The organism is Dactylosporangium fulvum (genome assembly GCF_025137375.1).
Lineage (GTDB): Bacteria > Actinomycetota > Actinomycetes > Mycobacteriales > Micromonosporaceae > Dactylosporangium > Dactylosporangium fulvum.
Genome location: NZ_CP073720.1, coordinates 1,456,911 through 1,475,246, shown reverse-complemented (window position 1 = coordinate 1,475,246; position 18,336 = coordinate 1,456,911). Strand labels below are relative to the sequence as shown.

Here is an 18,336-nt window from a genome sequence, read left to right as displayed (position 1 = left end):
TGTCCGTGGCCGGGATCGTGCCAGGACAGTACGACAAAAAATCAGGTCCAGCGGATCGTGGCCCGCGAGCGCCAGAGATCGAGGACCGCCGGATCACCGTCGACGTGGAGGTCGGCGGTGGCGCGCCGGTTCCACAACGCCAGGTAGAGGTCGCTGGCCGGGCCTCGGAGCGTGCAGTCGGCGGCGTCCGGGGCGCCGCGGCTGATCTCGGCACCCTCCGGGCCCATGCGGACGGTCCACGCGTGAGGGCCGTCGCAGCGGGCCCCGTCGGTCACGCCGACGGAGAGCGTGCACGGCCCCTCGGCGCGCAGGCGGCCGCCACGCGAGCCGTAGAACCCCATGAGCAACTCGTCGATGCCGTCGACGCCGACGTCGGCCTCGACACCGCCGATCGTGCCGACGGCGCCCTGCAGGTCGGCCCGGTGGATCGTCGTCTCGTGGGCCTGCCGACGGGCCCAGAACGCCAGCGGCGACGGCGCGGGCAGGAAGTGCCAGCAGGTGAGGTCGCCGGGTGCGGCGCGCAGCAGGTCGACCAGCTCGGTGTGTCCGGCCTGGAACCAGGCGACGAGGTCGGCGTCGCCCGGCATCGGGCCGACGGCGGCCTCCTCCTCGTCGTCGGTCAGCACCACCGTGCGGCACTCCCGGACGTAGGTGGCGGCCCAGCGATGGACATAACCGACGTGCTGCACCAGCTCTCGAACGGTCCACTCGGGGCAGGTGGGAACGGGCGCGTCGAACCCGGCCTTCTCCGCTGCGTCGACGAAGTCCAGCCCGGCGCGCTCCAAGGCGTCGATGTGCCGACCGATCTCCATCCCGTCACTTTGCCAGACGCCTACGACAAAATCCGTAGCAAGATGTCACACCGTCAGCAGGCCGGCGACCCAGATTCCGGCGATGACCAGCGCGGTGACGAGTTCGATGAGCATCGACACGCCAGCGGCCTTGAGGGCGTGTTTGGTCGATGTCCACGCGCGGCGCGCATCCTTCTGCCGGATCTGCTCGACCACGTAGATCCCGAGCACGAAGCCGATCACCAGGCCGACGACCGGGATGACGAAGAAGCCGACGAGGCCGCAGACGCCGCCGAGCAGCAGGGTCAGGTTGGACACCCCGGCGCGCTTCAGGTTGCGCCCCGGCACGAGGTACTTCGCGACGAAGCCCAGCACCAGCACGACGGTGGCCGCAGCGGCGACCGTCCAGCCGACGGCGCCGTGGCCACCGAGGAGCGCCCACACCATCACCCCGGCCCAGCACAGGACCAGGCCGGGGAGCATGGGGATGATGACGCCGACGACACCGATGATCACCGCGGCGCCGGCGATGAACGAGACCAGCCAGCTGCTGTCGGTCAGATCCACGCGAGCACTCTAAGCGCCGACGACCTCCTTCAGCACGGCGGCGAACTCGGTCGGCCGCTCGATGTGCGGCGAGTGGCCGCAGTTGTCGTAGACGATCTCGCGGAAGGTGCCGCCGTTCAGCTCGTACCGCTGTAGCACCGCCCGGGTCTGGCCCACCATCGGCTGCGGCGGGCTCGCCTCGTCACCCGGCCAGCCGGGGACCAGGCCGAGCTTGCCCAACTGTGCCAGGTCGAAGAACGACGCGTCGGACACGATCGCGTCCTTGTCGCCGCGAATCCAGGTGATCGGCGGCTTGACCGGCAGGTCGACGATGCCGGACAGGTTCAACCAGCGCGGCGACAAGGTGTTGAGGACGCCGCGGGTGCCGGGGCCGACGTTGGGCCAGTGCTCGCTCGCCGAGGCGTCCCCGGGGTAACTGTCCTCGCCCGTCGCCGTGGACAGCATGGTGTCGAGCAGAAACTCCTCGTCGTCGCCGAAGGACTCCGGCGCGGCGACGTAGAACGCCCGCATGACGTTGCGCGGGCTGGCCTGATCGTCGGTCCCGCGGTCCTTGGCGGCGAGCAGGCGGACGAAGTCGGGGTTGACCGAGCCGCCGCCGGTGCCGGCGAAGTCGGGTGTGGTGGGCGTGCCGTCCAGGTCACGGGTGCCGCCGAAGCCGTACGGCGAGACGGGCGACTCGAGCACCAGGGCGGCGATCGAGTCGGGGTGGTCGAGCAGCAACTGCATCGCCACGCCCCCGCCCAGCGAGTGACCCACGACGACCGGCCGGGCGCCGCCGAAGGAGTCGAGCAGGCCGGCGACGTCGTCGGCGAAGTCGCGCAGTCCCCGCGTGGCGTCGACGGGCAACGCCTCCGAGGCGCCGTAGCCGCGCAGGTCGGGCGCGACGATCCGCCACCCCGGCGGCAGGTGACGGATCAGCGGCTCCCAGAATCCCGACGAGGAGCAGTTGCCGTGTATGAGCAAGACGGGTGGACCGTCGATGGGCCCGTGTGTGGTGACGTGCATCACCGCATATTCGCACCGGGTGACGCCGGGTCACATGTGGGCCGGCCACACTGTCTCAGGGGACGATGGCCTCGTCGCGCCCATACTTCGTCAGTGCCCAGATCACCGCGACGTCGGCGGCGATGATCAGCATCGACCACAGCGGATAGTAGGGCAGGAATAGGAAGTTGGCGACGGCGCTCAGCGCGGCCAGCACGATACCGAGCACGCGGGCCCACACCTGCCCGGCGAGGACCCCGACGCCGCCGGCGGCGACGATCACGCCGAGCGCGAGGTGGATCCAGCCCCAGGTGCTCACGTCGAAGCCGAAGAGGTAGTTGTCGCTGAGCACGTAGAAGGTGTCCTCGAAGATCGCGGTCAGGCCCACCACGATCTGGAAGATGCCGATGACGATCATCATGCTGCCGCCGAAGACGGCGAAGCCGGTGACCCAGCGGGACCGCTGCCGCATCGAGCTGGAAGTGGTATCCATGCCGCCACGGTCGGCCGACCCTGGGTGAACCTCCGTCACCCGGACGTCGGGACATTTCGTCCCGTGACCTACGGCCGGGTGGCCGGGAGCATGACGGCGTGCGCCCGACGTCGGTCGACCCGAAGAATGCTTGACGCTTCAAGTACGACCACCCTATCGTGAGGCGCCGAGAACTTGAAGCTTCAATCACGAGGAGCCGGAATGAACGTCTTCCTGTGGATCCTGCAGGGCCTGCTGGGCGCGGCCTTCATCATGGCCGGCGCCATGAAGGCCAGTCAGCCCAAGGAGAAACTCGCGAAGAACATGACCTGGGTCGAGCGGCGGACGCCGGGCACGGTCAAGTTCATCGGCACGACGGAGCTCCTGGGCGGCCTCGGGCTCATCCTGCCCTGGGCCACCGGGATCGCGACGATCCTGACACCCCTCGCCGCGGTCGGCCTCGCGCTCATCATGGTCCTTGCCGTCGCCGATCACGTGCGCGCCAAGGAGTACCAGGTGATCTTGATCAACGTGATCCTCGGCGCCCTCGCCGTGGTGATCGCGATCGGCCGCTTCTGACGCGTTTCGGACCCGTCATTGGCCTCACCCGGCAAGATCCAGGCACCATGGATGGCATGAGCGACGACGAGCCGCGATGGCTGGACGACACCGAGCAACGCGCTTGGCTGTCGCTGCTGGCCGTCGTGCTCGTCGGATTCCCCGAACTGGAGCGCACGTTCCGTCCGCACGGCCTGGTCCACGTCGAATACGGGCTGCTGTCGGCGTTGAGCAACGCCGACGACGGGCTGCGCCTGTCCGACCTGGCCGGCAAGATGAACATGACGGCGAGCCGGTTGAGCCACCGCATGCGCAAGCTGGTCGACCTCGGATACGTCGAGGTGACCGGCGACGCCTGCGACGGACGGGTGACCATCGCCCGGATCACCGAGTCCGGCCGCCGGTTCGCCGACGAGGTCGCGCCCGCCCATCTCGCCGACGTGCGCCGGCTGATCTTCGATCACCTCGACCGCGCTCAGACCACCGCGCTCGCCGACGCACTCGGCACGATCGCAGGTAAGCTGGGCGAGACCTGTCCCGGTGCGCCGAAGGGGCCACCGGCCCCCGGTGCCCGGGCCGTATAAATGCCGCCGCGACAGGAATACAGTGACCGCATGCGTGCCGTCGTGATCACCGGAGTGTCCCGCGGCCTGGGTGCCGCCTTCTTCGACGTGGCCAACGCGCGTGGTGACCGCATCCTGGCGGTCGGGCGCCACTTCACCCCCGACCAACAAGAACAGCGTGACGAACGACCCACCGACGTCATGCTGTTCTCCACCGATCTGGCCGACGCGCACTGGCTCCCGGACCACGACACCCTGCGTTCGTTCCTGCGGGGCTCCGACGAAGCGGTGCTGATCCACAACGCCGCCGTCGTCGACCCGATCGGCGAGGTGGGCAAGCTCACCACCGAGGCCATCACCAACGCGATCGCCGTCAACCTCACCGCGCCGATCGTGCTGACCAACACCTTCCTGCGGGCCGCGCCGCGCGACGCGCGCCTGCGGGTGCTGTTCATCTCCTCGGGCGCGGCCCGGCGGATCATCGACGGCTGGGCGCTCTACTGCACGACAAAAGCCGCCGGCGAGACGTTCATCGACGTCGTCGGCTCGCAGGTGCAGAACGACGAGCGGATCAGCGTCGTCAACATCGACCCGGGCATGATGGACACCGGCATGCAGGAGAGCATCCGCCGGGCCGCGGGGTCCGGCATCTACTTCCCCGGCAAGCAGCGGTGGGTCGATGCGCACACCGAGGGCAAGCTCGCCGAGCCGGTCGCCGTCGCCGAACGAATCCTCAAGGAGCACGCTTCCTGAGGCCTGGTTCACAACTCGCGCACGGCGCATCCGGGACTGTCGGGGTGCCGGCCGGGACGGAGTTTTCCGGTCGACTCGGACTAACGATCATTGATCAGTGACAGATCCGGTCGCGCGGGCTGCACCCCCGCAGGCCGCCGGCCGGACAGGTGATCGCGGAGACTCGGCGTTGCCGCGTGGGTCCTGACCGGTTGTGGCTCGTGATCGCGATGCGTTCGCGATCACGCCGAGCACGGCCGGTCATAGTTCATGATCACGGAGACTTGGTGTAGCCAGGGAGCCTGTTGCGCAATTCGCTGGGACAGCGTTGGCGGCCCAACTACGCGCCGATCTTGGAGTTGTGGCGCCATGAACCTCCGAATTTGTCCGGATTTGTCAAGGACCACAACTCCAAGATCGGCGCGGTTGTCGGGGTTGACGCGCGAGGGATCCGAATTGCGCGACAGGCTCCAGGGGTGCACCAAGTCTCCGTGATCATGCAAAGAACCGTGTCAAGCGGCGCCGCGCCACAGGCCGGCCACAAAACCGCACCGCGGGGCCGGGCCGCGACGCCCGTGGCGCGGGGCCGGGCCGCGACACCCGTGGCACGGGGCCGGGCCGCGACACCCGTGGCACGGGGCCGGGCCGCGCTCCGCGCTTGGCCCGACCCGGGTTCCTTGATCATCGGAAACATCTGGCTATCCAGGCAGCCCGAAGTTTCCCTTGATCTACGACCGCAGCCGCACCACCCCGGCCAGACTCAACCGCCGCACTCGTGGTCGCGAACTCATCGCGATCACGGCCACAAACCGGCCGGAACCCACGACAACAACCCCCATCGACCATGATCGAGGAGACTCCACGGGACGGTAAAAGATCTTGACAGTCCCGGCTCCGCCGCGGCCGCAATCACGAGTGCCGCGGCTGGGCGCGGTCGGGCGGTTCGGCCACCAGTTTCATGATCGCGAAGCGTTTGTGCACCCCTGGCTACACAAACGCTTCGCGATCATGAAACTGGCCGCTCGGTCCCGCGCGCTTCGCCCCGGCGCTTGGCCATGATTGCGGCAAGTTCGCGATCATGGATGCTGAACCCTGAAGGGCGCAGCGGACGCGACGAAGAACGTCGAAACCCACGGCCAGCGCCACTTGCCGAGGCCGCCATGTTGATCGCCTCGACTCCGACGGCGTTGAGGGTGGCCTGTGCGGTGAGCCCACACGCCGGGCGAGCGCGTGCATCCCCCAGCGGAGTACCGCGAAGACGCCCCACCCGCGCCCTACTCGCGGTCCAGGACCTCGCGGAGCTTCGGGCCGAAGTTCGCGGCGTCGCCGAAGCCGCCGTGGCCGCCGGGGAAGACCTCGGCGGTCGTCTCGAGCCGGGTGGCCAGCTCCAGACCGACCCGGTTCGGCGGCTCGCCGGTGCTCGCGGCGCCGACGGCGGGCACCACGCGCGTGGCGCCGGACCGCAGCGCGTCGAGGTCGGGCAGGTAGGCGCCGACCGGCGGCACCTCGTAACCGACGAAGAATTCCACGTTCTTCTGCATCCGCGCGGCGAACTCCGGCGACGGCGGCTCGCCGGCGTCCTGGTGTCCCTCACCCATGCCCTCGCCGAACACGCCCATCGCCGCGCCCCAGCCGGCCTGCCGGTAGGTCTCCTCGACGCGTCGCGTCAGGGTCCGGAACCGGTCGAAGTCCGGCAGCAGCTCGAAGTTCGGCGGCTCGTGGGCGACGACCGTGCGCACGAGCTCGGGGTGCCGGGCGGTCATCTCCAGGGCGATCGTCGCGCCGGAGCTGTTGCCGAACACCTCGGCCGGCTCGTCCTCGGTCACTCCGACCGCGGCGAGCAGCCGGTACGCGTCGTCGGCGTGCTCCTCGACGCTCTGCCTGGCGGGCGGGCCGTCCAGCGGGCTGCGGGAGTTGCCGCGCCGGTCGTAGGTGACGACGGTCCGGCTGTCGGCGAGCCCGTCGGCCAGCCCCGCGAAGCCCTCCGCGTCGTAGATGCCGCCGCAGACCAGCAGCAGCACGGGCCCACTGCCACGGACCTCGTAGTAGATGGTGGCGCCCGGCACGGTGAGGGTCTCGGTCTTCATCGGTTTCTCCTGGCTCGTCGTTTGCCAACCGGTCGGAGCGCCACTTCGGTCCTCGACATGGATCCGCGGCCTACTTGTGAGTAATTTCCGGGTCTACACTCGCGCCATGACCGTCACGCGAACTCCCGGCGTCCCCGCCATCGACGAGGGCTCGCTGATCTCGACCAACCCCGCCAGCGGCGAGGAGGTCGGCCGATTCCCGGTCGCCTCCCCTGATCATCTCACCGTCGCCGTGGCCCGCGCCCGTGACGCGGCCGCGTGGTGGGCGGGCCTGGAGTTCGCCGGTCGCAGGCGGCGACTGCTCGCCTACCGCAGCCTGCTCGCCAACCGCATCGACGAGCTCGCCGAGCTCATGCACCGCGAGGGCGGCAAGCCGACCGCCGACGCGCTGGTCGAGGCCATCGCCGCCGTCGACCACATCGCGTGGGCCGCGCAGCACGCGCGGAAGGTCCTCGGACGGCGCCGGGTCAGCAGCTCGCTCCTGCTCAAGGAGCACACGTCGTACCTGGAGTATCTCCCCCTCGGTGTCGTCGGGGTCATCGGCCCGTGGAACTACCCGGTGCTCACCCCGATGGGCTCGATCGCCTACGCGCTGGCGGCGGGCAACGCGGTCGTCTTCAAGCCCAGCGAGTACACCCCGGCGGTCGGGCAGTGGCTGGTCGACCGGTTCGCCGAGGTGGTTCCCGAGCAGCCCGTCCTGCAGATCGTCCACGGCATGGGCGACGTCGGCGCGGCCCTGTGCCGCTCCGGGGTCGACAAGATCGCGTTCACCGGCTCGACCGCCACCGGCAAGAAGGTCATGGCCGCGGCCGCCGAGTCGCTGACCCCGGTGCTGCTCGAGTGCGGCGGCAAGGACTCGATGATCGTGGCCGCCGACGCCGACCTCGACGCCGCCGCGGCGGCCTGCGTCTGGGGCGGCCTGACCAACGCCGGCCAGACCTGCGTCGGCATCGAGCGGGTCTACGTCGCCGACGCGGTCTACGACGACTTCCTCGGCCGGGTGGTCTCCCGCGCCGCGAAGCTCCAGGTCGGCGCGGACGCCGGGGCCGACATCGGCCCGATCACCATGCCGTCCCAGATCGACGTCATCCGCCGGCACATCGAGGACGCCCTCACCCGGGGCGGCCGGGCGGTGCTCGGCGGCGCCGAGGCGGTCCGGCCGCCGTTCGTCAGCCCGACGATCCTGGTCGACGTGCCGGAGGATGCCGCGGCGGTACAGGAGGAGACGTTCGGCCCCACCCTGACGATCACCCGCGTCCGCGACGCCGACGAGGCGGTCCGGCTGACCAACGGCACCGGATACGGCCTGGGCGGCGCGGTGTTCGCCAAGTCGGGCGGCGTGGACCTCGCGCGGCGGATCCGGTCCGGGATGACCTCGGTGAACTCGGCGCTGACGTTCGCCGGGATGCCGTCACTGCCCTTCGGCGGCGTCGGCGGCTCCGGCTTCGGCCGCATCCACGGCGAGGACGGCCTGCGCGAGTTCACCCGCCCGAAGGCGATCGTGAAGCGCCGCGGCCCGACGGTCCTGGCCGCCATGACCTTCGACCGCACCGAGAAAACCATGGCCCAGATCGTCAAGGTGGTCCGCCTGGTCCACGGCCGGTCCCACCAGAACAGCTGACCCGCCCGGTGGTAGGAAAACTTGGGTCATAGGCCAAGTTTTCCTACCACGAAGGGTCGGCACAGCCGGCAAACGATCAGAAGAGGGTCAGCTCGTCCCGCTCGATGCCGCGCAGCGCGTTGTAGTCGAGCACCACGCAGCGGATGCCCCGGTCCTCGGCCAGCACCCGCGCCTGCGGCTTGATCTCCTGGGCGGCGAAGATGCCGCTCACCGGGGCCAGCAGCGGATCACGGCCGAGCAGCTCGAGATATCTCGTCAGCTGCTCGACGCCGTCGATCTCGCCGCGGCGCTTGATCTCGACCGCGACCGTGGCGCCCTCGCCGTCCTTGCAGAGCAGGTCGACCGGGCCGATGGCCGTCATGTACTCACGGCGGATCAGCGTGAAGCCCTGGCCGAGCGTCTGCGGCGCGGCGGCCAGCAGCTCCTGCAGGTGGGCCTCCACGCCGTCCTTGACCAGGCCCGGGTCGACGCCCAGCTCGTGCGACGAGTCGTGCAGGATCTCCTCGATCGTGATCCGCAGCTCCTCGCCGGCCTTGTTGACGACCTTCCACAGGCCCTCGGACTCCTCCAGCCGGCAGGGCGGGCTCATCCAGTTGAGCGGCTTGTATGCCCGGTCATCGGCGTGGATCGAGATCGAACCATCAGCCTTCATGAGCAGGAGGCGGGTCGCGGGCGGCAGGTGGGCCGTGAGCCGGCCGATGTAGTCGACCGAACACTTGGCGATGACAAGACGCACCGCGACAGCCTACGCGGAGCATCCCGAACCAGCCGGATTGGCGTCCCGGTGTCATGCTGAGGGCGTGTTGGAGTCATTGACCGGTCTCGGCCTGGCGACATCGGCGGGGCTGAACGCGTACATCCCTTTGCTGGCCATCGGCGTGCTCGCGCGGTACACCGACCTCATCACCCTGCCCTCCAACTGGGCGTGGATGGAGAACGGCTGGACACTGGCGATCGTCGCGGTGCTGCTGGCCATCGAGTTCGTCGCCGACAAGGTGCCGGTGGTCGACCACGTCAATGACGTGATCCAGACCTTCGTCCGGCCGACGGCGGGCGGGCTCGCCTTCGGCGCGGCGTCGAGTTCCTCGACGGTGACGGTCACCGACCCGGGCGACTTCTTCAGCAGCCATCAATGGATCCCGATCGTCGTCGGCGGCGCGATCTCACTCGGCGTGCACGGCATGAAGGCCGTGTCACGGCCGGTCATCAACGCCACGACGGTCGGCTTCGGCGCCCCGGTGGCCAGCACCGTCGAGGACGTCGCCAGCGTGCTGCTGTCGGTGATCGCGATCGTCCTGCCGGTGCTGGTCCTGCTGTTCCTGCTGCTGCTCTTCCTCGGATTCGGCTGGCTGCTGCGCCGCCGGAAGCGCCGCAAGGCCGAGAAGGAAGCCGCGAAGTGGGCCCACGCCCAGGGCTACAGACCGTCCTGACCGAAGCGCCGTTCAGCGCACCTCGCGGGCCAGGGCCGTCGCCACGGGGAGCAGCATGTCGAAGCCGACGGGGTTGCATGGTGACTAGGAAAGGTTGTGGGCCTCCCGCACCACGGTGACGAGCTCGTTCACCACGTCGGTGATGGCGAAGTCCTTAGGGGTGAAGACCCGCGCCACACCCGACTCGCGGAGCACCTCGGCGTCGTCGGGCGGGATGATGCCGCCGACGACCACCGGCACGTCGGAGAGGCCCTCGGCGCGCAGCCCGGACAGTACCGACGCCACCGCCGCGAGATGGGAACCGGAGAGCACCGACAGGCCGACCAGGTCGACGTCCTCCTCGACCGCCGCGGCGACGATCTGCGCCGGGGTCAGCCGGATGCCCTGGTAGACGACCTCGAAGCCGGCGTCCCGGGCGCGCACCGCGATCTGCTCCGCGCCGTTGGAGTGGCCGTCGAGCCCGGGCTTGCCGACCAGCATGCGCAGGCGCCCGCTGCCCAGCTCGTCCGCGGTCTGCCGGACCCGCTCGCGGACCCGCTCCAGGTGGCCGCCGGCCGTCGGCGGGGACACCGAGGCGGAGAGGCCGGTCGGCGCGCGGTACTCGCCGAAGACCGACCGCAGCGTGCCCGCCCACTCGCCGGTGGTGACCCCGGCGCGCACGCACTCGAGCGTGGCCTCCATGAGGTTGGTCTCCCCCGAGGCCGCCGCCCGCAGCGCCTCCAGGGCGGCGCTCGCGTCGCCGCGGGACGCCCGCCACTCGGCGACCGCCGCGACCGCCGCCGCCTCGACCGCGGGGTCGATCTGCTCGATGGCCGCGGCACCGGCCGCCATCAGCGGTGACGGCTCGGTCTCGGTGAACCGGTTGACGCCGACCACGACGTCGTCGCCACGCTCCATGCGTGCCCGGCGCTCGGCGAGCGACGCGACCAGGGCGCTCTTGAGGTAGCCGGACTCGACGGCGGCCACCACGCCGCCCATTTCCAGCACCCGGTCGAGCTCCGCGGTCGCGCCGGTGACGATCTCGTCGACCAGCGCCGCCATCACGTGGGAACCCTCGAACAGGTCCGGGTACTCCAGCAGGTCGGACTCGAACGCCAGCACCTGCTGCATCCGCAGGGACCACTGCTGGTCCCAGGGCCGCGGCAGGCCGAGCGCCTCGTTCCAGGCCGGGAGCTGCACGGCCCGTGCCCGCGCACCCCGCGACAGCGTCACCCCCAGCATCTCCAGGACGATCCGCTGGACGTTGTTCTCCGGCTGCGCCTCGGTGAGCCCCAGCGAGTTGACCTGCACGCCGTAGCGGAAGCGCCGGGCGGCCGGATCGGTGACGCCGTAGCGGGACTCGGTGATCGACGACCACAGCGCCGTGAAGGCGCGCATCTTCGCCGTCTCCTCGACGAACCGCACCGAGGCGTTGACGAAGAACGAGATCCGCGCGACAACGTCGGCGAAGCGCTCGGCGGGCACCTGGCCGGAGTCACGCACCGCGTCGAGCACGGCGATCGCGGTCGCCAGGGCGAAGGCGACCTCCTGGACCGGCGTCGCGCCGGCCTCCTGGAGGTGGTACGAGCAGATGTTGACCGGGTTCCACTTCGGGCAGTTGGCCACGGTCCAGGCGATGGTGTCGGTGGTCAGGCGCAGCGACGGCCCGGGCGGGAAGATATGCGTGCCCCGCGACAGGTACTCCTTGACGATGTCGTTCTGCGTGGTGCCGGCCAGCGACCCGATCGGCACGTCGTGCTCGCGCGCGCACGTCACGTACAGCGCCAGCAGCCACATGGCCGTCGCGTTGATCGTCATCGAGGTGTTGGCCCGGCCGAGATCGATGCCGTCGAACAGGGTGCGCATGTCGCCGAGGTGGGCGATCGGCACACCGACCCGCCCCACCTCACCCCGGGCGAGCTCGGCGTCGGGGTCGTAGCCGGTCTGGGTGGGCAGGTCGAAGGCGACCGAGAGCCCCGTCTGACCTTTGGCCAGGTTGCGGCGGAAGAGCGCGTTGGACGCGGCGGCCGACGAGTGGCCGGCGTAGGTCCGCATGACCCACGGGCGGTCGCGCTCTGGGAGCCTCTCTGAGACCATACGTGCACCTTACTGAACGGTAACTATGGCGCGTGGGTGAAAGTTGTCACCGCAGTTAGTGTGAGTGCCGTGTCGGATGCGATCACCGTGCGCGGGCTCCACAAGCGCTACAAGAACGCTGTCGCGGTCGACGGTGTCGACCTGGAGGTCCACGACGGCGAGGTGTTCGCGCTCCTCGGCCCCAACGGGGCGGGCAAGACGACCACCGTCGAGATCCTGGAGGGCTTCCGCAGGCGCACCTCGGGCGAGGTGTCGGTGCTCGGCGTCGATCCGCAGCACGGCGACGCGACGTGGCGCTCCCGGGTCGGCATCGTGCTGCAGAGCACCGGGGAGTTCGACGACCTGACGGCGCGCGAGGTCGTGCAGCATTTCGCGCAGTACTACCCCAAGGCCGACGACCCCGACGCGGTCCTCGCCAGGGTCGGCCTGACGGACAAGCAGAACGACCGCACCCGCGTGCTCTCCGGCGGGCAGAAGCGCCGGCTCGACGTCGCCCTGGGCATCGTCGGCCGGCCGGAGCTGCTGTTCCTCGACGAGCCGACGACGGGCTTCGACCCGGAGGCGCGCCGCGAGTTCTGGGGCCTCATCCGGGACCTAGCCGCCGCCGGCACCACGATCCTGCTCACCACGCACTACCTCGAAGAGGCCGAGACGCTGGCGGACCGGGTCGGCGTGCTGGCCGGCGGCAAGCTCATCGCCGTCGACACGCCCGACCGCCTGGGCGACCGCGGCAGCGGCACGGCGACCGTCGGCTGGCTCGGCCCCGACGGGCCCCGGTCCGAGCGGACCGACAGCCCGACCGCGGTCGTGACCAGGCTCGCCGAGCAGTTCGGCGGCGAGGTGCCCGGCCTGACCGTCACCAGACCCAGCCTCGAGGACGTGTACCTGCGGATGATCGGCGCCGGCGAATGACCACTCTGCACCTGGGCCTCCTGCGCGGCGGGCTGGAGATCAAGCAGTTCCTGCGCAGCCGCGAGTCGGTGGTGTTCACGCTCGCGTTCCCGCTCCTGCTGCTCGTCCTGTTCGGCGCGATCTTCAACGACGAGCTCGCGCCCGGCGTGTCGTACACGCAGTACTTCGCCGCCGGCATGCTCGCCGCCGGCCTGCTGTCCACCGGCTTCCAGTCGCTGGCCATCCAGATCCCGATCGAGCGCGAGAAGGGCATCCTCAAGCGCCTGCGTGGCACGCCGATGCCCCGCACCGCGTACTTCATCGGCAAGGTCGTCATGGTCCTCGCGATCGGTCTGGCCGAGACGATCCTCCTGCTGGCCACCGCCGTGCTGCTGTTCGACCTGCCGCTGCCGTCCACGGCCGGCAAGTGGCTGACCTTCGTCTGGGTCGCCGTGCTCGGCATCACCGCCTGCACGCTGTGCGGGATCGCGTTCTCGTCGCTGGCGCGCAGCGGCCGCAGCGGGCCGGCGGTCGCCACCCCGGTCGCGATCGTCCTGCAGTTCATCTCGGGGATCTTCATCCCGTACCAGAACATCCCGGGCTGGCTGCGCGACATCGCGTCGGTGTTCCCGCTGAAGTGGATGTGCCAGGGGATGCGGTCGGTGTTCCTGCCCGACTCGTTCGCCGCGCAGGAGGTCGACGGAGGCTGGCAGCACGGCACGACGGCGCTGGTGCTGGCCGCGTGGATCGTGGGCGGGCTGGTGCTGTGCCTGGCGACGTTCCGCTGGACCGACCGCTCATGATCACGCGCGGCTGAAATCCTCAGAGTTGCCGGACCGTTGCCGAACAGTGCGAGGTGACGGGACGGCTGCGCAGGGCGATCCGGCAGGCCGGCACGGCCGGTATCCTGGCGATCGGGCTCGTCGTCGCCCTCGGCCTCGCGGCGTCGTGGCACGCGGCCGGGTCGATCCGCGACGGCCGGCACGCGCGTGCGCTCGCCCTGCTGGACCGCGACACGTCGCTCGCGGAGGCCGCCGTCCGCACGGAGATCCATCGGTACCTGGACACGCTGCGCACGGTCGCGGCGGCGCTCGGCGCGCACGAGACCCTCACCTTCGACGACTTCACCGCCACCACGGCACCGCTGCGCGACGCCGGGCTCGCCGGCGCCACGTCACTCGTCTTCGCGATCGCCGCGGAGGACGGGCGGCTCGCGGAGATCCAGCGGTACTGGCGGGAGCGCGGCGTGACCAACCTCGAGCTGCGGGCCGAGGGCAGCGGGCGGGAGCACCTCTTCACGATCTTCTCCCGCCCGCTGGACGGCAGATCGGCGATCGCGGCCAGCGTCGACCTGTCGCAGTCGGCCGAGCCGACGGCGGCGCTGAACGAGTCGCGACGGGCGGGCGGGCCCGCCGTGTCGGACACGTACGTGCTGCTCCGCGACCGGGACCTGCCGGTCGAGGAGCAGCAGATGTCGTTCGTGATGGCCACCCCGGTCCTGGGCGTGCCGGACTCGAGCGGCCGGCAGATGTTCAAGGGCTGGGTGATCCTCGGGCTGCGCGGCCAGGACTTCGCCGGCTGGGTGCTCACCCAGGCGACCCGCGGTCAGGTCGACGTCAACCTGCTCGCGGCCAACGGCGGGGGCCAGGAGACGCTGGTCGCCTCGCTGCACCGCGGCCGGGCCACGCGCCCGGACCTGCGGCGCGAGGTGGCGGTCCCGATCGCCAACCGGCAGTGGCGGCTGGTCGTCACCGCCGACTCCGCCGGGCTCAGCGGCGGGTCACCGCTGCTGCCGTGGACGGTCGGCGTGGGCGGGACGATGCTCACGCTGCTGGTCGGCGCGATGCTGTGGGCGCTCGCCGGTGCGCGGCTGCGGGCCGAGGCCGGGGTCGTGGCCGCCACCGCCGAGCTGCGGGAGGCGCAGCGGTCGGCACACCGCCAGGTGGCACTGCTCAACGGCATCCTGGAGCGGATCAGTGACGGTGTGGGGGTGGTCGACGAGGACGGCGCGTTTCTCGTCCACAACCCGGCCGCGAAGGCGATGCTCGGTGTGAACGCCGACATCGACGGCGTGGCGAACTGGCAGGCGCACTACGGCATCTACCGGCCCGACGGCGTCACCCCCTTCCCCGCCGAGGAGTTGCCGCTCGTCCGCGCCCTGGCCGGCGAGTCGACGGACCGGGTCGAGATGGTCATCCGCAACCCCGGCCACCCCGAAGGCCTGCTGCTCTCGGTCAGTGGCCGCCCGTTCGACGTCGACGGCCGCCGGGGCGCGATCGCCGTGTTCCACGACGTGACCGCGACCCGCGAGCGTGAGGCCGAGCTGGCCGCGTTCGCCGGGATCGTCGCGCACGACCTGAAGAACCCGCTGACCGTCCTCGCGGCACACGCCGAGATGGCGCACGACGCGCTGTCCGGTGCGCCGCACCACGCCCGCGAGGCGCTGCAGAGCATCGACCGGGTCAGCGCCGGTGTGATCCGCATGCGCCGGCTGATCGACGACCTGCTGGCCTACACCACGGCCCGGGACGCGGCGCTGCGCACGCAGCCGATCAGCCTCGCCGAGCTGGTGTCCGAGGTCGTGGCCGAGCGGGTGAACCACCTCGCCGTGCGGCCGGACATCTACGTGGGGCCGCTGCCCGTCGTCGATGCCGACCCGGCGATGCTGCGACAGGTGCTCGACAACCTGATCGGCAACGCGTTGAAGTACGTCCACCTGGGCCGGACCCCGAAGATCGACATCAGCGCCGTGGTGGACCGGCCCGGCTGGATCCGGGTCGACGTGGCCGACCGCGGCATCGGCGTGCCGGACGCGGACAAGCCGCACATCTTCGAGTCGTTCCACCGGGCGCACGAGGGACAGCCGTACGGCGGCACCGGGCTGGGCTTGGCCATCTGCCGCCGGGTCGTCGACCGGCACGGCGGCACGATCACCGTCGCCGACAATCCCGGCGGCGGCAGCCGGTTCAGCTTCACCGTCCCGGCGGCGGACGTCGCGCCGTCCGGCGCGCACGACGGTGCCGAGCGTCACGAGTACGTGTAGAAGCCCTTGCCGGTCTTCCGGCCCAGATCACCCGCGGTCACCATCCGGGCGAGCAGCTCCGGCGGGAAGAACTTCGGGTCGTCGGTGTCGGTGTGGATGTTCTTGGTCGCGTGGTAGAGCACGTCGACGCCGGTCAGGTCGGTCGTCGCCAGCGGGCCCATGGCGTGGCCGAAGCCGAGCTTGCAGGCCAGGTCGAGGTCCTCGGCGCTGACCACGCCGCTCTCGACGAGTTTGACCGCCTCGACGACCAGCGCCGCGATGAGCCGTGTGGTGACGAACCCGGCGACGTCGCGGTTGACCACGACGCAGGTCTTGCCGATCTCCTCGGCGAAGGCCCGGACGGCCGCCAGCGTCTCGTCGGAGGTCTTGTACCCGCGGACGAGCTCGCAGAGCTTCATGACCGGGACCGGCGAGAAGAAGTGGGTGCCGACGACCCGCTCCGGCCGCTCGATGACCGCCGCGATCTGGGTCACCGGGATGGCGGAGGTGTTCGTCGCCAGTACCGCGTTCGGCTTGCAGATCTTGTCCAGCGCACGGAAGACCTCGTGCTTGACGTCCAGCCGCTCGAACACGGCCTCCACCACGATGTCGGCGTTCGCGGCCGCGTCGAGGTCGGTGGTGGGGTGGATGCGGGCGAGCGCGGCCTCGACGTCGGCCTCGCTGATCGTGCCCTTGCTCGCGAACTTGCCGAGGCTCGCGCGGATGCCGCTGAGACCCCGCTGGACGGCCTCGTCGTTCAGGTCCCGGAGCGTCACCTCCCAACCGGCCTGTGCGGCGACCTGGGCGATTCCAGACCCCATCAGCCCCGCTCCGATGACCGCAAGACGACCCGCCATGTTCTCTCCTCGGTTTCTTGAACCCAACTGGCTACGCTGCGTTACCCGTCGGTGGCAAACTGTCCACGTGCCCCTCATGTACCTCGCGGGTTGGGCCGCCTCCGCCGGCGTGCTCGCCGCGCTCGTCTTCATCATCCGACTGATCAAGCACAGTGGGGCGCCCAGTGGCATATCCCTCACACCGGCCACCACCGACGACTACGGCCTCCTGCGGTCCGTCTCCGTCATCGGCGACCTGGCGTTCGCCCGCGACGTGCGGGACCGCCTCCGGCACAACGGGGTGCGCGCCACCCTCGCCACCGGACGCGACGGGATGGTCCGCGTGCTCGTCTTCGCGGACGAACTCGACCGGGCCAGGCGAATGATCAACTTCTGAGCCGGCCGCCGGGGCCGCGTCAGAAGTCGAACTCGTCGGGCGGGGCCACCGCCCGCTCCACCTCGACGCCCAGGCCCCGCAGGTCCGACTCGAAGCTCGGGTAGCCGCGGTCGATGTGGTGCACGTGGCGGATCTCGGTGATGCCGTCCGCGCACAGACCGGCGATCGCCAGGCCCGCGCCGGCCCGGATGTCGGTCGCGGTGACCGGCGCGCCGGACAGGCGCTGCTTGCCGCGGATCACGGCGTGGTGGCCGTCCGTGCGGATGTCGGCGCCCAGCCGGGACATCTCGTTGATGAACATGAACCGGCCGTCGAAGATGTTCTCGGTGACCAGCGAGGATCCCTCGCTGACCGACGCCAGGCCGACCGCCATCGGCAGCAGGTCGGTCGCGAAGCCCGGATACGGCAGGGTGACGATGTCGACGGCGCGGGGCCGCTCGGCCATCCGCACCCGGAACGAGTCCGGACCGGTGGTGACCTCGCCGCCGGCGGTGACGACCTTGTCGAGCGCGATCTCCAGGAACCCCGGGTCGATGCCGTGGACGGTCACGTCACCGCGGGTCATCGCCGCGCCGAACGCCCAGGTGCCGGCCACGATCCGGTCGCCGACCGTGCGGTGCTCCACGGGGTGCAGCTCACTGACGCCCTGCACGACGAGGCGCGAACTGCCGGCGCCCTCGATGTCGGCGCCCATGTCCGTCAGCATCCGGCAGATGTCGACGATCTCCGGCTCGCGCGCGGCGTTGTCGATCTCGGTGCGGCCGTTGGCCAGCACCGCCGCCATCAGCAGGTTTTCCGTCGCGCCCACGCTGGGGAAGTCGAGCCAGATGGTGGCGCCGTGCAACTTCGGCGCCGTGGCGATGACAAACCCGTGCTCACCGGAGATGTCCGCACCCATCCGGCGCAGCCCCTCCACGTGCATGTCGAGGCCTCGCGAGCCGATGGCGTCGCCGCCGGGGTGGGCGACCCGCACGTGGCCGCAGCGGGCGAGCAGCGGGCCGAGCACGCAGATCGAGGCCCGCAGGCGGCGGACGAGGTCGTAGTCGGCCTCGGCGCCCAACTGCTCGGGCACGTCGATGATCACCCGGTCGCCGTCCTGCTCGACGTCGCACCCGAGCCGGCGCAGGACCTCGGCCATGATGGCGATGTCGGTGATGCGGGGCACGTTGGTGAGCACCGACCGGCCGGTCGCCAGCAGCGCTGCCGCCATGAGCTTCAAGGCCGAGTTCTTGGCTCCGACCACGGAGACGTCGCCGTCCAGCCGAGCGCCGCCCACAACACGGATCACGTCCACGTCCGCCATCGTAGG

At 70.6% G+C, this 18,336-nt stretch carries 18 protein-coding genes; 9 read left to right on the top strand and 9 right to left on the bottom strand.

The annotated features are described in order from the left end of the window. Window positions 1–41 precede the first annotated feature (41 nt). From Dfulv_RS06910 to Dfulv_RS06895, 4 genes are all read right to left on the bottom strand, one after another. On the bottom strand, window positions 42–812 hold the full coding sequence (locus Dfulv_RS06910; protein ID WP_259861792.1) for a maleylpyruvate isomerase family mycothiol-dependent enzyme: 771 nt from the start codon (window positions 810–812) through the stop codon (window positions 42–44). A 45-nt stretch (window positions 813–857) separates the two neighbouring features. After that, window positions 858–1,358, bottom strand: coding sequence for a DUF456 domain-containing protein (locus Dfulv_RS06905; protein ID WP_259861791.1), 501 nt, complete (start codon window positions 1,356–1,358; stop codon window positions 858–860). Between the two features lie 9 nt (window positions 1,359–1,367). Continuing rightward, window positions 1,368–2,321: an alpha/beta hydrolase gene (locus tag Dfulv_RS06900; RefSeq protein ID WP_259861790.1), complete on the bottom strand. Its 954-nt coding sequence runs from the start codon at window positions 2,319–2,321 to the stop codon at window positions 1,368–1,370. A gap of 97 nt (window positions 2,322–2,418) precedes the next feature. After that, window positions 2,419–2,835: a DUF7144 family membrane protein gene (locus Dfulv_RS06895; RefSeq protein WP_259861789.1), complete on the bottom strand. Its 417-nt coding sequence runs from the start codon at window positions 2,833–2,835 to the stop codon at window positions 2,419–2,421. Window positions 2,836–3,036: 201 nt separating this feature from the next. Here Dfulv_RS06895 and Dfulv_RS06890 point away from each other — a divergent pair, with 201 nt between their 5' ends. Genes Dfulv_RS06890 through Dfulv_RS06880 form a run of 3 tightly spaced genes read left to right on the top strand, consistent with a single transcriptional unit; the run spans window position 3,037 to window position 4,688 of the window. Beyond that, window positions 3,037–3,393, top strand: coding sequence for a DoxX family protein (locus tag Dfulv_RS06890; RefSeq protein ID WP_259861788.1), 357 nt, complete (start codon window positions 3,037–3,039; stop codon window positions 3,391–3,393). A 56-nt stretch (window positions 3,394–3,449) separates the two neighbouring features. Then, a complete protein-coding gene (locus Dfulv_RS06885; RefSeq protein WP_259861787.1) occupies window positions 3,450–3,956 on the top strand; it encodes a MarR family winged helix-turn-helix transcriptional regulator in 507 nt (168 codons plus the stop codon). A 30-nt stretch (window positions 3,957–3,986) separates the two neighbouring features. Next, entirely contained in the window at window positions 3,987–4,688 is a 702-nt protein-coding gene (locus Dfulv_RS06880) for an SDR family NAD(P)-dependent oxidoreductase (RefSeq protein ID WP_259861786.1), read from the top strand. 1,253 nt (window positions 4,689–5,941) lie between these two features. Here the strand turns inward: Dfulv_RS06880 and Dfulv_RS06875 are convergent. After that, window positions 5,942–6,754: an alpha/beta fold hydrolase gene (locus Dfulv_RS06875; RefSeq protein WP_259861785.1), complete on the bottom strand. Its 813-nt coding sequence runs from the start codon at window positions 6,752–6,754 to the stop codon at window positions 5,942–5,944. A gap of 106 nt (window positions 6,755–6,860) precedes the next feature. Between Dfulv_RS06875 and Dfulv_RS06870 the strand changes: the two genes are divergently transcribed. Next, a complete protein-coding gene (locus Dfulv_RS06870; protein ID WP_259861784.1) occupies window positions 6,861–8,375 on the top strand; it encodes an aldehyde dehydrogenase family protein in 1,515 nt (504 codons plus the stop codon). Between the two features lie 76 nt (window positions 8,376–8,451). Here the strand turns inward: Dfulv_RS06870 and nucS are convergent, their stop codons facing one another. Further along, entirely contained in the window at window positions 8,452–9,111 is a 660-nt protein-coding gene (gene nucS / locus Dfulv_RS06865) for an endonuclease NucS (protein ID WP_259861783.1), read from the bottom strand. Between the two features lie 64 nt (window positions 9,112–9,175). Between nucS and Dfulv_RS06860 the strand changes: the two genes are divergently transcribed. Further along, window positions 9,176–9,805 carry a DUF4126 domain-containing protein gene (locus Dfulv_RS06860; protein WP_259861782.1) on the top strand — a complete coding sequence of 210 codons (630 nt, stop codon included), beginning with the start codon at window positions 9,176–9,178 and terminating at the stop codon, window positions 9,803–9,805. A gap of 84 nt (window positions 9,806–9,889) precedes the next feature. Here Dfulv_RS06860 and Dfulv_RS06855 read toward each other — a convergent pair whose 3' ends face one another. Next, window positions 9,890–11,881, bottom strand: coding sequence for a protein meaA (locus tag Dfulv_RS06855; protein ID WP_259861781.1), 1,992 nt, complete (start codon window positions 11,879–11,881; stop codon window positions 9,890–9,892). A 69-nt stretch (window positions 11,882–11,950) separates the two neighbouring features. Here Dfulv_RS06855 and Dfulv_RS06850 point away from each other — a divergent pair, with 69 nt between their 5' ends. Genes Dfulv_RS06850 through Dfulv_RS06840 form a run of 3 tightly spaced genes read left to right on the top strand, consistent with a single transcriptional unit; the run spans window position 11,951 to window position 15,815 of the window. Continuing rightward, a complete protein-coding gene (locus Dfulv_RS06850) occupies window positions 11,951–12,793 on the top strand; it encodes an ABC transporter ATP-binding protein (RefSeq protein ID WP_259861780.1) in 843 nt (280 codons plus the stop codon). Then, window positions 12,790–13,575, top strand: a complete 786-nt coding sequence (locus Dfulv_RS06845; protein WP_259861779.1) for an ABC transporter permease — start codon at window positions 12,790–12,792, stop codon at window positions 13,573–13,575. Before Dfulv_RS06850 ends, Dfulv_RS06845 begins: the two co-directional genes overlap by 4 nt. A gap of 53 nt (window positions 13,576–13,628) precedes the next feature. Beyond that, complete coding sequence (locus Dfulv_RS06840; protein ID WP_259861778.1) at window positions 13,629–15,815, top strand: PAS domain-containing sensor histidine kinase; 2,187 nt, start codon at window positions 13,629–13,631, stop codon at window positions 15,813–15,815. Here Dfulv_RS06840 and Dfulv_RS06835 read toward each other — a convergent pair. Then, window positions 15,800–16,651, bottom strand: a complete 852-nt coding sequence (locus Dfulv_RS06835) for a 3-hydroxyacyl-CoA dehydrogenase family protein (RefSeq protein ID WP_259861777.1) — start codon at window positions 16,649–16,651, stop codon at window positions 15,800–15,802. The two genes, Dfulv_RS06840 and Dfulv_RS06835, sit on opposite strands and share 16 nt — an antisense overlap. Window positions 16,652–16,718: 67 nt before the next feature. Between Dfulv_RS06835 and Dfulv_RS06830 the strand changes: the two genes are divergently transcribed. Then, window positions 16,719–17,027, top strand: coding sequence for a hypothetical protein (locus Dfulv_RS06830; RefSeq protein ID WP_259861776.1), 309 nt, complete (start codon window positions 16,719–16,721; stop codon window positions 17,025–17,027). Between the two features lie 19 nt (window positions 17,028–17,046). Here Dfulv_RS06830 and murA read toward each other — a convergent pair whose 3' ends face one another. Next, window positions 17,047–18,330: a UDP-N-acetylglucosamine 1-carboxyvinyltransferase gene (gene murA / locus Dfulv_RS06825; RefSeq protein ID WP_259861775.1), complete on the bottom strand. Its 1,284-nt coding sequence runs from the start codon at window positions 18,328–18,330 to the stop codon at window positions 17,047–17,049. Window positions 18,331–18,336: the final 6 nt, after the last annotated feature.